Origin of the sequence: Aurantibacter sp., assembly GCF_042094015.1 — a bacterium.
Taxonomy (GTDB): Bacteria; Bacteroidota; Bacteroidia; order Flavobacteriales; family Flavobacteriaceae; genus Aurantibacter.
The window spans coordinates 17,687-30,484 of sequence record NZ_JBELDZ010000027.1 but is presented as its reverse complement, the minus strand read 5'-3'; the positions used below and the strand labels follow the sequence as shown (position 1 = coordinate 30,484).

Genomic DNA, 12,798 nt, shown 5'->3' with positions numbered 1-12,798 from the left:
CTATGTAGTTGATTTGTTTAAAGATTTTTTTATTGCTCCAGGCTTATTATCAACCTTAAAGACTAACAATAAAGCATTAAATATATTGGCAAGTATTTATGCAAAAGAAAACGATTTCAATAATTGTTTATTATTAAATACTAATAAAAACATTGTAGAAGCGCTAAACGGAAACTTATTTTTAGTTAAAAATACTGTTATAAAAACCCCTCCATTATTAGATGGATGTTTAAATGGTGTTATGAGAAAACAGCTAATTGAACTTATTAAGTTATTACCAGAATATACTTTAGAAGAAGCTTCGATTTCTCCTTTTGAATTGCAGAAAGCAGATGAATTGTTTATAACCAATGTTATTACAGGAATTTTACCTGTAACAAACTATAGAAAGAAGTTTTTTAATTCTGAAGCAGCTAGTTTTTTACTACAAAAAATTAATATGAAAATTCGTTTAGGTTAATTATAACTTGGATTTTCTGGTGCATTAGACCAGATTGAATAATCTCCACCAAGCTCTATCATTTTATTTTTCCAGAAAAGTTCATCCTCTTTTTCTATAATATCTTGTTTGTAAATATTTTCAGAAACAATCCAAGCATTAGTTTTCAATTCTTCTTCTAACTGATTATAATCCCATCCAGAATAGCCTAAAAAGAATTTTATATCGTTAGGTTTTATTTTTGCCTCTTTAATAAGTTTAATTACAGTATCAAAATGTCCGCCCCAAAAAATTCCATTAGATATTTCTATACTTTCTGGAATTAATTCTGGAGACTTATGTATAAAGTACAAATTATCTTGCTCTACAGGTCCGCCATTATAAACTTTAAAAGGTGTTTCTATTTCAGGAATTAAATCGCTAATTGTAAAAGTTAAGGGTTTGTTTAATATAAAACCAATTGAACCATCTTTACTATTATTAGTTAAAAGTATAACAGATCTATTAAAAGATATATCACCTATTATAGTTGGTTCTGCAAAGAGTAGATTTCCTTTTTTTGGTTTTATTTCGGTCATATGTTTATGGCTAATTCTAAACTAAAGATAGCTTTTTTTATTTAAATCGACTATTTTATAACATTTAGACATAAAAAAAGCTCTCAAATTTTATTTGAGAGCTTTTTTATAAGCTTATTGATTAACTAAATGCTTAGTTTACAGCACCAGATAAATCAGAACCAGCTTTGAATTTTACTACATTTTTAGCTTTAATTTTGATAGTAGCTCCAGTTTGAGGATTTCTTCCATCTCTAGCAGCTCTTTTTGTAACTGACCAAGATCCAAAACCTACTAAAGAAACTCTGTTTCCTTTTTGTAAAGCTCCTTCAATTTCTATTAACGCACATTCTAAAGCTTTTTTTGAAGCTGCTTTAGTAATTCCTGCGTGTTCTGCCATTGCGTCGATTAAATCTGTTTTGTTCATAATGTTTAATTTTAGTTATTAATTAATAGTACGATATATAATTATATCCTCTTACAAATTTAGCAGGAATATCATACCATACAAGCAATAGCAAGGGAAATACCTTGTTTTGTTAATAACTTATTGTATTTGTTAATAAAGAGGCTTGTTTTTTGTCCTTTTTTGCAGTTGTACTGATAGTAGGGCTTTACAGAAGTTTTGAGTTTTCTTCAAAATTATAACCATTTAACAAAGATTTTACGTCCATTTTACGTTTGCCTTGTACCTTTATTTCAAGTAAATTTAGATAACCTTTTGGTACTGCAACTTTAAGCTCTTTTTTTGAAACGACTAACTTGCCAAACGTGTAATTGTGATTTTCAATGATTTTTTCGGTTTTATGAATTTTAATTTCTAATTCGTCATCACCATTTCTTAATAAGCACCAAGCTGCTGGATAAGGATCTAAACCTCTTATGTGATTGTATATAGTATCTATGTCTTTATTAAAATCTATTTTACAATTATCTCTATTTAATTTATATGCAGTTTTAATACCTTCAAAATCTACTTGTGGTTTTGTGTGTATTGGTCCTTTTTGAATCTCTGAAACTGTTTTAATTACTAAATCGCTTCCAAGGTGCATAAGTTTGTCATGTAGGCTTCCTGCATTTTCGTTGTCTTCTATAGCAATGGTTTCTTGAAAAATCATTTCACCAGTATCAATTTTATCATCAATAAAAAAGGTAGATACTCCTGTTTCTTTTTCGCCATTAATAATTGCCCAATTAATTGGCGCAGCACCACGATATTGAGGTAGAAGTGAAGCGTGTAAGTTAAATGTACCAAGTTCAGGCATTTGCCAAACTACTTTTGGTAACATTCTAAAAGCTACAATAATTTGTAGGTTTGCATTTAATACCTTTAGTTCTTGGTTAAAATCTTCACTTTTTAAATTTGTTGGTTGTAGAATATTTAGATTTTGTTCTAATGCAAATTGTTTTACAGCAGATTGATTTAATTTTCTTCCTCTACCAGCAGGTTTGTCTGGTGCAGTTATTACACCAACAACATTATATTTTGCCTCTAGTAAAGATTTTAAAATGGTAACAGCAAAATCTGGAGTTCCCATAAATACTATTCTTAAATCTTTCATTTTATTTTAATTTTATAATTATTATTAGGTGTAATTTCTATTTTAGAATGTTCTAATAAATAATGTATGACTTGTTTAATTTGTTCTTCAGGAACTTTTAAGGTTTCAAATAAAGTTCTTGAATTAGCTTCTGTTTTTTTTAAATAATCTAAAACTCTAATGGCTATGTCTTGTTTTTGATAAGATTTGTTTAAATTTTCTTTTATACAAACCGAACAAATCCCACATTTTTTTGTTAGTTTTTCTCCAAAATAGGTGGTAAGCTGTATAGTTTTACAAACGTTTTCGTTCTTTATATATTCAAGAACCGAAGCTACTTGAGTTTCTTTTAACTTATTTTGTTGATTAATGATTTTTGCTACTCTATTTATTGCTAAATCATCTTCCCTTAATTGTAAAAAAGAAATTGAAGCATCTGTTTTGTTATGTTTAAAATTGATAACATCATCTTTTTCTAATTGCTTTAAAGTGAAAATAATTTTAGATTCAGGAATATTAGTTTTTTTTGAAATTAACCCTAAATTTATTTTTGTATCATATTCAAAAATCCCGCCATAAGTTCTTAAAATAGATTTTGTTATAGTAACAAGATCTTGATGTGTTTCTAAATATTTAAATAATTGCGAACTACTTATTAAAAATTGAACAAAAATTGTAGTATTAAATTGTTTTGATAAACTAATTATTCCAACGCGATCTAAAGTACGTAAACTATTGTATGTTAAGGTATAATTGAATTTGTAATGCTTACAAAAATCTGTAAAATCGAAATCGAAAGCTGATTCTATAAATTCGCCATATGCAATTTGAAAATAACTATTTAGTTTTTTATAAACCGTTTTTATATAATCTACGCTTGGCAAAACACTTAGAAATTGATTTTTTAATACTTCCTCATCATTTGTATTACAAAGAATTACAGCAAATGCTTTTTCCTTATTTCTTCCAGCTCTACCTGCTTCTTGAAAATAACTTTCTATACTTTCAGGTAAGTTTAAATGCACAACAGTTTTAACATCTGCTTTATCTATTCCCATTCCAAAAGCATTTGTTGCTACCATAACTTGAGCTTGATTGTTCATCCAAGAATTATAGTTAGTTTCTTTTTCAACATTTGTTAGTCCTCCATTATAAAATGTAGCTGTAATGTTTTTACTTTTTAGGTATTGAGAAACTTCTAAAGTACTTCGTCTGTTCCTAACATATACTATTGAGCTAGCTGTGTTTTTTCTTAAAATAGTTTCTAATCGATAGAGCTTATCTTCTTCATTAAAAACCATATAGGCCAAATTATCTCGTTTAAAAGAAGTTTTAAATGTATTGGAAGAGATAAAGTCTAACTCCTTTTTTATATCATGTGCAACCAAAGGTGTTGCAGAAGCTGTTAACGCAATAATATTTACGGTTGGCTGTAATGTTCTTAGTAAATTTATATTTTTATATGCAGGTCTAAAATCGTTTCCCCATTGACTTATACAGTGTGCTTCGTCTACAGCTATTAAATTTATTGGCATTTGTTTTATACGTTCCTGAACAATTTCTTGTTGTAAGCGTTCTGGAGAAAGATAAAGAAATTTATATTTTCCGTAAATACAATTATCTAACTTAGTACTTAATTCGTCTTGAGAAATTCCACTATTTAAGGCCATAGCTTTTATGCCTTTTTCTGTTAAGGCTTTTACTTGGTCTTTCATTAATGCCACCAAAGGTGAAATAACAATACAAAGACCTTCTTTAGATAAAGCTGGAATTTGGAAACACAAAGACTTTCCGCCACCAGTAGGCATTAAAGCTAAAGTGTCTTCTCCAGAAATAACACTATCAATAATTTCTTCTTGAAGTGGCTTAAATTCTGTGTAATTAAAATATTTTTCTAATATGTTTAAAGGATGCTGCATTAATTAGCCTTAATCACATTTATAATATGATTAATACGTTCTTCTATATTACCAAAAGGAACATCTATTAGTTTGTAGCCATATTTTTTATAAGTTTTAAGTAAAGCCTTATGTATTTCTTGTGCTTGTTCAAACGTTTCGTAGCGTTCATTGTCTTGTACATAGATATCTTTCCAAGGTGCTAAAACAAAAACATAGTCGTAAATATTGTTTTTACATGAGTTTGTGAAAACCTCAGGGTAATCTTGTCCAACATAATCCATATATGCTACTGTATCAGGAATACCTCGATCTAAAAAGACAAATTCTTTTGCACTGTTTCCAGCATCAATAAATTGTTGTTCTCTTCCTTTTAAAAGTAATTCACTAAATAATAAAGGCTTTTCAAGGAATAGTTGATTAATTCCATCTTTTCTTGCATCTAAAATTACTTGTCTCGAAATTTCTTCAAAACAAGTAAAATCTTTTGCTTTTAAAGCGTTAATTACAGAAGATTTCCCTGTACTTGGTCCTCCAATAATGACTATTTTCTTTGTTATCAAATCGAATAAAATATTAAAAAGTAAAAATCGGAATTAAATTCTTTAAAAAAAAATGTTAGTAAAGCTTATATTTGTCATCTTTCAAAAACACTTATGAGTTCAAAGCAAGATCCAAAAGCATTTTATGCTAAATTAAAAGAGCAACTTTTAGAAACATCTAAATGGCCATCAGAATATTTATATAAGTTTATTGTGCAAAGTGATGCTAATAAAATTAAACAAATAGAAGATGTTTTTGATAATTTAGGTGCTGTAATTAAGACTAAAGAATCTTCTAATAGAAAATACACAAGTGTTTCTATAAATGTTCGATTAAAAAGCCCTGATGCTGTAATACAAAAATATCAAGAAATTACGGATAAAGTTGAAGGTGTAATTAGTCTTTAATATATTTTTTTTTTGTAAGTTGCACAAGCATTAAAACTTCAATGCAATAGTAATAATATCTACACTTTTATTTTGATAGACGACATAGAGTACAATACAGAGCGAGAACATTTAATTATACCTGAATATGGAAGACATATGCAGAAAATGATTAATTATGCTAAAGCACAAGAAAACAAGGAAGAACGTAATAAAATAGCGAAAGCTATAATTGCTGTTATGGGAAATATGCAACCTCATTTACGAGATGTTCCAGATTTTCAACATAAGCTTTGGGATCAATTATTTATAATGTCTAAGTTTGAATTAGATGTAGATTCACCTTTTGATAAACCATCGGAAGAAGAGTTACGTGAGCGACCAAAACCTTTAGAATATCCTCAGAATTTTCCTAAATATCGTTTCTACGGAAATAACATTAAAACAATGATTGATGTTGCCAATACTTGGGAAGAAGGCGAAATGAAAGAAGCTTTAGTTTTTACTATTGCTAACCATATGAAAAAATGTTTCCTTAATTGGAATAAAGATACGGTAGAAGATGCTGTTATTTTTCAACATTTATTTGAACTCTCTGATGGAAAAATAAATATAAAGGATACAAAAGAAAGCTTGACAGATGCTGGTAGATTAATGAAATCTAATAAAAAATACACATCTAAGTCAAGTTTGAATGCACCTACAAATAAAAAGAGTTACCACAAGAAAAGTAACAACACAAACAACAACAATAACCGAAACAGGAAACGCTATTAATATATTTTATGGGAACATTTATTATTGAAGGTGGACATCAATTAAAAGGTGAAATCCAGCCACAAGGAGCAAAAAATGAAGCATTACAAATTTTATGTGCTGTATTATTAACTCCAGAAAAAGTGACAATTAATAATATCCCAGATATTATTGATATTAATAAACTAATAGCGCTTTTAGGTAATTTAGGTGTTAAAATAGAAAGATTAAGCGATTCTACTTATACATTCCAAGCCGATGAAATTAACTTAGATTATATGCAATCTCCCGACTTTAAAAAAGAAGGTAGTGGATTACGTGGCTCTATTATGATGGTTGGACCATTATTATCTCGTTTTGGAAAAGGATATATTCCTAAGCCTGGAGGAGATAAAATTGGGCGACGTCGATTAGATACGCATTTTGAAGGTTTTATTAAATTAGGAGCTAAGTTTAGATATAACAGAGAAGATTATTTTTATGGTGTAGAAGCAGATGAATTGGTTGGAACAGATATGCTTTTAGATGAAGCTTCTGTAACTGGTACTGCAAATATTGTAATGGCTGCTGTTTTAGCAGCTGGAACAACAACTATTTATAATGCAGCTTGCGAGCCATACTTACAACAGTTATGTAAGATGTTAAACCGTATGGGTGCAAAAATTTCTGGTGTTGGTTCTAATCTTTTAACCATTGAAGGTGTTAATTCGCTTGGCGGAACAGAACATACAATGCTTCCAGATATGATTGAAATTGGAAGTTGGGTTGGTTTAGCTGCAATGACAAAAAGCGAACTAACAATTAAAAATGTAAGTTGGGACGATTTAGGTCAGATTCCAGATGTGTTTAGAAAGTTAGGAATTACTTTAGAACGTAGAGGAGACGATATTTATATTCCACAACATAAAGATGGCTATGAAATCCAAAACTACATTGATGGTTCTATTCTTACAATTGCAGATGCGCCTTGGCCTGGATTTACACCAGACTTACTAAGTATTATTTTAGTAGTAGCAACGCAAGCAAGAGGAGAAGTTTTAGTGCATCAAAAAATGTTTGAAAGCCGTTTATTCTTTGTCGATAAAATTATTGATATGGGTGCAAAAATTATTCTTTGCGATCCACATAGAGCAACTATAATTGGTCACGATTTTAAATCTCAGTTAAAAGCAACTACAATGGTTTCTCCAGATATTAGAGCAGGAATCTCTTTATTAATTGCTGCGTTAAGCGCAAAAGGAACATCCAAAATCCATAATATCGAACAAATAGATAGAGGCTACCAATATATAGTAGAACGTTTACAGCGTATTGGAGCTAAAATCACAAGAGTAGAGTAGTGCTTTTAAAAATTATATATTGCAAAAGTGCCAAACTTAATAGTTTGGCACTTTTTTTTAAATTAACAAAACTAACTAACAGCAGCTTTGTAAACTAATAAGCAGCGTTCTCTTGCTTCTTTATGATCTACAATTTGTTTTGGATATGTGAATTCTTGATAATCTGGAACCCATTTACGTATGTATTTATGTTCTTTATCAAACTTATCTATTTGAGTTGTAGGATTAAAAATTCTAAAATACGGTGATGCATCTACGCCAGAACCAGCAACCCATTGCCAATTTCCAACATTACTAGACATATCATAATCGTGCAATTTTTCGGCAAAATAAGTTTCTCCCCAACGCCAGTCTATAAGTAAATGTTTACATAAAAAACTACCTACTAGCATTCTAACTCTATTATGCATAAATCCTGTAGCGTTTAGCTGTCGCATTCCTGCATCTACTAGAGGATAACCTGTTTTACCTTCACACCAAGCTTTAAATTCAGCTTCGTTATTTCTCCATTCAATTCTATCATATTTAGATTTAAAAGCATCTTTCTGTGTATTTGGAAAGTGCCAAAGAATTTGCATAAAAAACTCACGCCAAATTAGCTCTTGCCAAAATATTTCGTTTTTTTCAGCTATAGCTTTTTTAACCATTTTACGAATACTAACTGTTCCAAATCGTAAATGTGGGCCTAATTTAGAAGTACTATCTAAAGCAGGGAAATTTCTAGTGTCTTCGTAAGTTCTAATCAATTCTGGTGTTACTTTATAAGCTTCAATAGGTTGATTAGAATGTTTAAACCCCATTTGTTCTAATGAAATGTTAGGTGAATTCTTCAGTTTAACTAAATTATTAAAACGTGTTTCAGTTTTAAATTCATTTAACATTGTGCCTTTAAAGCGTGCTTTCCATTTTTTCATAAATGGCGTGTAAACCATATAAGGTTTTCCGTCTTTTTTAGTAATGTCATCTCTTTCAAAAATGACTTGATCTTTAAAAGTTTTTAAGCTGATGTTGTTTTTTTCTAATAAAGCAGCTATTTCAGTATCACGTTTTAAAGCATAAGGCTCGTAATCGTGATTAGCGTATACAGAATCAATCGTAAAAGTTTCTATTAATTGCTTATAGATAGTTTCTGGTTTTCCGTAATAGAAAGAGATGCTACTATTGTGATGTTGCTCTAATGTTTTTCTAAGGTTTTGAAGCGTTTCATAAATAAATGTAATTCTAGCGTCGTCTTTATGAAGTTTATCTAAAATTTCAGAATCAAATATAAAAATTGGAAGTACTTTTTTACCCGAAGATAAAGCTTCAAAGAAAGCTGTATTATCATCTAATCGTAAATCGCGTCTAAACCAAAAAATAGAAATTGCTTCTTTCATAAATGTTTACTTTTTTATTTCCAAATAGGTGGAAATCTTATCCTTTATATTTACCAAAAAGTTCTTCTAACTTCTTCGTTCTATAATCAAAGATTTCATTCAATTTTGGTTTTACTAAAAAAGGCTGTACCATTTGACCTAAAATCCCCATAGGAACTTTATAATCTATAATATCTTCCATCTCTACGCCATTATCAATTTCTTTAATAAAGTGCTTATGATGCCACAAAGCATATGGTCCAAAGCGTTGTTCATCTACAAAATATTCACCTTCTTTTACATGTGTAATTTCTGTTACCCATTTTGTTTTTACACCCAAAATTGGTGTTACAATATATTGAATAATTTGTCCTGGAAACATTGGTTTTTCAGCACCAGAAAGAATATCAAAACTCATGTAGTCTGGTGTAATTGTTTTTAAATTTTTTGGGCTCGATAAAAATTCCCAAGCTTGCTGTTTTGTAATTGGCAACTTTTGTTTTTGATGAAATGTGTAAATCTTCATAAGTTTTTAATGCTAAAAGATTAATTGTTTAATAAAATGTAAGCGTTCAAAGATGTAGCAACAATTAACCAAATCATATATGGTAATAATAAAAAACGGATAGTATCTAACTCTTTATTAGTTTTAAAAAATAGATAGTAAACAATAACTGTTAGTATAATAATATTTATTAAACCTAATAAAATTAAATGCTGATTAAAAAAAACATAATTCCACATTATATTTAAAAGCACTTGTAGAGTAAATGCTGTTTTAATGTCTTTAGAAACGTTTCCAGTAAATAAGTAAGCCAAATAAATAGAGAAACAAATCATTATTGTTGTCCACGCAGTACCAAATACCCAACCTGGTGGCGTCCAAGGTGCTTGATTTAAATTGATAAACCAATCCGTTTGCGGTCCATTTTGCATAAGCAAACTTCCAATAGCTAAACTTCCTAGATTTATAGTTAGAAATATAAAGAATAGTTTGAGTTTTTTCATTTGAAATGCTTTGAAATTTTTAAGCTTTTAGGTGAAGTAGTAGAGAAGTAGTAATCTATTAATTGTCCTTTTGGACTAACAAGATATTTTTGAAAATTCCATTTAACAGTAGAGCTCTTTACACCATTTTTATTAGCATCAGTTAGCCATTTGTATAATAGATGCTGATTTGAACCTTTAACATCTATTTTTTCTAAAATTGTAAAATCTACACCATAATTAACCGCACAAAATTCCGATATTTCTGAAGCATTTCCAGGTTCTTGTTTTCCAAATTGATTACAAGGAACGCCAAAAATTTCTAATTTATCTTTGTATGTTGCATATAATTCTTGTAATTCTTTGTATTGAGGTGTAAAGCCGCATTTTGAAGCCACATTTACAAAAAGTATATATTTTCCTTTAAAATTGTTTAAGTCTAAGGATTCACCTTGTAATGTATTAATTTCAATATTATAAATTGATGTTAGTTTAGACGTGTCTTTATTCACTTTAGAATTAAAAGTGGCAAAAAAAGCTTTGAATGGATTCATATTTTTAAATTTTAAAACTTACAATACCGCAGTCCATTTGGAATATTTGACCTGATATTGAAGCTGCTTTATCCGATATTAAAAATGCTGCCATTTCTGCAACTTCATTTGGAGCTAAATATTTTTTAAGTGGATGACGTTCTTTCATATTTTCCACCATTTTTTCGTTTCGTAATAACTTTGAAGCTAATTCCGTATCTGTAACAGTTGGAGCAATAGCATTAACTCTAATTGTTGGTGCAAATTCTGCGCCAAGTGATTTTGTTAAACCTTCAACAGCACTTTTAGAAGCAGCAACACTTGCGTGAAAAGGCATTCCTAATTTTGCAGCAACAGTACTAAATAATAAAATAGAAGGCTTATTTCCGTTTTTCAGAACGTTTAAGTAATGTTGAATTACTTTTACAGCTCCAATTACATTTATATTAAAATCGTTTGTAAAATCTTCTATTTTTAATCTTTTTAAAGGTTTAAGGTTAATACTTCCAGGGCAATATATAATACTATCTAATTGTTCAATATCTGGTAATTGATCTTCTAAGACATTTAAACCAAAATGAATTATGTTTTGGTGTTTAAAGTCTGGTTCTGTGCGACTTATGTTGATTATTTTGTGTGTTGGGGCTAAATTTTTAAGTATAGAATTCCCTATACCTTTACTACCGCCAACGATAAGTAAGGTTTTCATAACAATAATTTTAGTTAATGTATGTTTGGCTTAAAGCCGTATAATGAAGATTAGAATATTAAGATTTGTCTGGTCTTCCTTTTAGGCGTTTTTCAATTTTTTGTTTGATAACTGTTAACCGCTTCATTAAATCCATTAATTCTGGATTTTGAGACTCTTTATAAAGTGTGTTAATTCCTAAAATTAATTCTTTAGCTTCTCTAGATGCTAAAATCCTGTCGCTTGTTGTTTTGAAAGTATGCCTTCTGTTTTCAAATTCGTTTGCGTGTTCTAATATGTCGATTTTTTTAGCCATTAAAGATAATTTTGTAATTCTACAATTTTAGAAGCATTATTAAACGCGCCTCCATAATACGTTGTTACTGTTGAAGAAGTATCGTCTTTTACTCCACGTGATGATACACATAAGTGTTTAGCGTCTATAATAACAGCTATATCTTCAGTTTGTAAAATTGCTTTTAATTCTTCAGCAATTTGATTAGTTAAACGTTCTTGTACTTGCGGACGTTTAGCATAATATTGTACAATTCTGTTTATTTTTGATAAGCCAATCACTTTTCCAGAGGAAATATATGCTATGTGAGCTTTACCAATAATGGGCACAAAATGATGTTCGCAATTAGAATAAAACGTAATGTTTTTTTCCACAAGCATCTGATTGTAATTGTATTTATTGTCAAATAAAGCAATTTTTGGCTTATTTTTAGGGTTTAAACCAGAAAATATTTCATTAATGTACATTTTAGCCACTCTTTTTGGTGTACCTTTTAGTGAATCGTCTGTTAAATCCAATCCAATTACATTCATTATTTCTTCAAATAAAACTGCGATTTTTTCTTTTTTTACTTCGTCTGAAACTTCAAAAGCATCTGCTTTTAAAGGTGTCTGCAAACCAGTATAAAGATGATCGTCCCCAATTTCGTCGACATTGAAATCTTTAAGACTGGTATCGTTTACCAATGTTTGTTCGTTTTTCATATAACTCTTTTTTAATTGCTGTCCTTTAACTTAATATAGGCAAAGCAGATTTATAAATATCTAACGTTTAGATATTTTGTTGTGTGTAATTTGCCTTTGGCGGGTACATTTAAATCTACCATCTTCAAATTCACGTTTTTTACTATGTTTTGTAGCTCTTCCTTGAACTCTTTTACGCCACATTCTGAAACTACTTGGTTTCATTTCCTTACGCATTAACTCAATAACTTCTTGTTCTTTAATTTCAAACTGAAACGTAATAGCATCAAAAGGAGTTCTGTCTTCCCAAGCCATTTCTATAATTCTATTAGTTTGTTCTATGTTAAAAGATTTATCCAACGTTTGTAAAATTATATTGTTTGTCGTAGTGTATTTTTATTTTTAACAATCTATCAAAAAAATCTTTATTTTCTTTAAAAGTTTTATTATTTCTAAAATGTACAAATTTTCCATTAGAATGAATACTTGCACCATTTATTTTATAAATAACTAACTGATATAGAGGAATTATCCACGCAAACTTTTTTTGTCCTTTTGTAATATGAATTATAATTCCTTTTGGTCTTAACTCTATATTACCATAATTTGTATCGGAAAAATTATTAACAATATAGTTTAGATTAGGACTAACTTTATCTATAATCATTCGTTTAGATCCTACACCTTTCATTTTTATTGATTGTATAAATGAGTAGGCTTTTCCAACTTTATCATTGATGAAATTGTCATTCCCTTTATTATAATATGTTGTGTCTAAAAGCACTGTTAATTAATAT

General features: G+C 29.2%; 18 protein-coding genes. 4 read left to right on the top strand and 14 right to left on the bottom strand.

Annotation, left to right across the window (positions count from 1 at the left end; genetic code table 11):
• Positions 1-460, top strand: a 460-nt coding sequence (locus ACFDSN_RS05940; RefSeq protein WP_375238919.1) for an aminotransferase class IV, incomplete at its 5' end; no start/stop codon positions are given.
• Here the strand turns inward: ACFDSN_RS05940 and ACFDSN_RS05935 are convergent.
• From ACFDSN_RS05935 to ACFDSN_RS05915, 5 genes are all read right to left on the bottom strand, one after another.
• A complete protein-coding gene (locus ACFDSN_RS05935; RefSeq protein WP_375238918.1) occupies positions 457-1,017 on the bottom strand; it encodes a YqgE/AlgH family protein in 561 nt (186 codons plus the stop codon). The two genes, ACFDSN_RS05940 and ACFDSN_RS05935, sit on opposite strands and share 4 nt — an antisense overlap.
• Before the next feature lie 133 nt (positions 1,018-1,150).
• Positions 1,151-1,423 (bottom strand): HU family DNA-binding protein, encoded by a 273-nt coding sequence (locus tag ACFDSN_RS05930; RefSeq protein WP_375238917.1) that lies wholly within the window; start codon positions 1,421-1,423, stop codon positions 1,151-1,153.
• A gap of 187 nt (positions 1,424-1,610) precedes the next feature.
• Complete coding sequence (gene fmt / locus ACFDSN_RS05925) at positions 1,611-2,558, bottom strand: methionyl-tRNA formyltransferase (RefSeq protein WP_375238916.1); 948 nt, start codon at positions 2,556-2,558, stop codon at positions 1,611-1,613.
• Positions 2,555-4,456: an ATP-dependent DNA helicase RecQ gene (locus tag ACFDSN_RS05920; RefSeq protein ID WP_375238915.1), complete on the bottom strand. Its 1,902-nt coding sequence runs from the start codon at positions 4,454-4,456 to the stop codon at positions 2,555-2,557. The genes fmt and ACFDSN_RS05920 overlap by 4 nt, the downstream gene beginning before the upstream one ends.
• Positions 4,456-4,998, bottom strand: coding sequence for an AAA family ATPase (locus ACFDSN_RS05915; RefSeq protein ID WP_375238914.1), 543 nt, complete (start codon positions 4,996-4,998; stop codon positions 4,456-4,458). Before ACFDSN_RS05915 ends, ACFDSN_RS05920 begins: the two co-directional genes overlap by 1 nt.
• A 93-nt stretch (positions 4,999-5,091) precedes the next feature.
• Here ACFDSN_RS05915 and ACFDSN_RS05910 point away from each other — a divergent pair, with 93 nt between their 5' ends.
• The 3 genes from ACFDSN_RS05910 (at position 5,092) to murA (ending at position 7,460) form a co-directional block, all read left to right on the top strand.
• A complete protein-coding gene (locus ACFDSN_RS05910; RefSeq protein WP_375238913.1) occupies positions 5,092-5,385 on the top strand; it encodes a DUF493 family protein in 294 nt (97 codons plus the stop codon).
• A gap of 72 nt (positions 5,386-5,457) precedes the next feature.
• Positions 5,458-6,141 carry a DUF4290 domain-containing protein gene (locus tag ACFDSN_RS05905; RefSeq protein WP_375238912.1) on the top strand — a complete coding sequence of 228 codons (684 nt, stop codon included), beginning with the start codon at positions 5,458-5,460 and terminating at the stop codon, positions 6,139-6,141.
• A gap of 8 nt (positions 6,142-6,149) precedes the next feature.
• Positions 6,150-7,460, top strand: a complete 1,311-nt coding sequence (gene murA, locus ACFDSN_RS05900; protein ID WP_375238911.1) for a UDP-N-acetylglucosamine 1-carboxyvinyltransferase — start codon at positions 6,150-6,152, stop codon at positions 7,458-7,460.
• Between the two features lie 71 nt (positions 7,461-7,531).
• Here the strand turns inward: murA and ACFDSN_RS05895 are convergent, their stop codons facing one another.
• From ACFDSN_RS05895 to ACFDSN_RS05855, 9 genes are read right to left on the bottom strand one after another with little or no spacing between them, the layout of a single operon-like run.
• Positions 7,532-8,836 (bottom strand): cryptochrome/photolyase family protein, encoded by a 1,305-nt coding sequence (locus ACFDSN_RS05895; protein WP_375238910.1) that lies wholly within the window; start codon positions 8,834-8,836, stop codon positions 7,532-7,534.
• A gap of 37 nt (positions 8,837-8,873) precedes the next feature.
• The gene (locus tag ACFDSN_RS05890; RefSeq protein ID WP_375238909.1) at positions 8,874-9,341 is read right to left on the bottom strand and encodes a cell division inhibitor; all 468 of its coding nucleotides are present in this window, start codon (positions 9,339-9,341) and stop codon (positions 8,874-8,876) included.
• A gap of 20 nt (positions 9,342-9,361) precedes the next feature.
• The gene (locus ACFDSN_RS05885; protein WP_375238908.1) at positions 9,362-9,823 is read right to left on the bottom strand and encodes a TspO/MBR family protein; all 462 of its coding nucleotides are present in this window, start codon (positions 9,821-9,823) and stop codon (positions 9,362-9,364) included.
• Complete coding sequence (locus tag ACFDSN_RS05880; protein WP_375238907.1) at positions 9,820-10,356, bottom strand: glutathione peroxidase; 537 nt, start codon at positions 10,354-10,356, stop codon at positions 9,820-9,822. The genes ACFDSN_RS05885 and ACFDSN_RS05880 overlap by 4 nt, the downstream gene beginning before the upstream one ends.
• 4 nt (positions 10,357-10,360) lie before the next feature.
• A complete protein-coding gene (locus ACFDSN_RS05875) occupies positions 10,361-11,044 on the bottom strand; it encodes an SDR family NAD(P)-dependent oxidoreductase (protein ID WP_375238906.1) in 684 nt (227 codons plus the stop codon).
• 58 nt (positions 11,045-11,102) lie between these two features.
• Positions 11,103-11,327 carry a hypothetical protein gene (locus tag ACFDSN_RS05870; protein WP_375238921.1) on the bottom strand — a complete coding sequence of 75 codons (225 nt, stop codon included), beginning with the start codon at positions 11,325-11,327 and terminating at the stop codon, positions 11,103-11,105.
• Positions 11,328-11,338: 11 nt separating this feature from the next.
• The gene (folE, locus tag ACFDSN_RS05865; RefSeq protein WP_375238905.1) at positions 11,339-12,022 is read right to left on the bottom strand and encodes a GTP cyclohydrolase I FolE; all 684 of its coding nucleotides are present in this window, start codon (positions 12,020-12,022) and stop codon (positions 11,339-11,341) included.
• A gap of 60 nt (positions 12,023-12,082) precedes the next feature.
• A complete protein-coding gene (locus tag ACFDSN_RS05860; protein ID WP_375238904.1) occupies positions 12,083-12,361 on the bottom strand; it encodes a TIGR03643 family protein in 279 nt (92 codons plus the stop codon).
• On the bottom strand, positions 12,354-12,785 hold the full coding sequence (locus tag ACFDSN_RS05855) for a hypothetical protein (RefSeq protein WP_375238903.1): 432 nt from the start codon (positions 12,783-12,785) through the stop codon (positions 12,354-12,356). The genes ACFDSN_RS05860 and ACFDSN_RS05855 overlap by 8 nt, the downstream gene beginning before the upstream one ends.
• Between the last annotated feature and the right edge of the window lie 13 nt (positions 12,786-12,798).

Coding starts and splice junctions, on each gene's coding strand:
- ACFDSN_RS05875 (WP_375238906.1), bottom strand. CDS start 11,044: ATGAAAACCTTACTTATCGTTGGCGGTAGTAAAGGTATAGGGAATTCT.
- murA (WP_375238911.1), top strand. CDS start 6,150: ATGGGAACATTTATTATTGAAGGTGGACATCAATTAAAAGGTGAAATC.
- ACFDSN_RS05890 (WP_375238909.1), bottom strand. CDS start 9,341: ATGAAGATTTACACATTTCATCAAAAACAAAAGTTGCCAATTACAAAA.
- ACFDSN_RS05895 (WP_375238910.1), bottom strand. CDS start 8,836: ATGAAAGAAGCAATTTCTATTTTTTGGTTTAGACGCGATTTACGATTA.
- ACFDSN_RS05885 (WP_375238908.1), bottom strand. CDS start 9,823: ATGAAAAAACTCAAACTATTCTTTATATTTCTAACTATAAATCTAGGA.
- ACFDSN_RS05930 (WP_375238917.1), bottom strand. CDS start 1,423: ATGAACAAAACAGATTTAATCGACGCAATGGCAGAACACGCAGGAATT.
- folE (WP_375238905.1), bottom strand. CDS start 12,022: ATGAAAAACGAACAAACATTGGTAAACGATACCAGTCTTAAAGATTTC.
- fmt (WP_375238916.1), bottom strand. CDS start 2,558: ATGAAAGATTTAAGAATAGTATTTATGGGAACTCCAGATTTTGCTGTT.
- ACFDSN_RS05920 (WP_375238915.1), bottom strand. CDS start 4,456: ATGCAGCATCCTTTAAACATATTAGAAAAATATTTTAATTACACAGAA.
- ACFDSN_RS05910 (WP_375238913.1), top strand. CDS start 5,092: ATGAGTTCAAAGCAAGATCCAAAAGCATTTTATGCTAAATTAAAAGAG.
- ACFDSN_RS05935 (WP_375238918.1), bottom strand. CDS start 1,017: ATGACCGAAATAAAACCAAAAAAAGGAAATCTACTCTTTGCAGAACCA.
- ACFDSN_RS05880 (WP_375238907.1), bottom strand. CDS start 10,356: ATGAATCCATTCAAAGCTTTTTTTGCCACTTTTAATTCTAAAGTGAAT.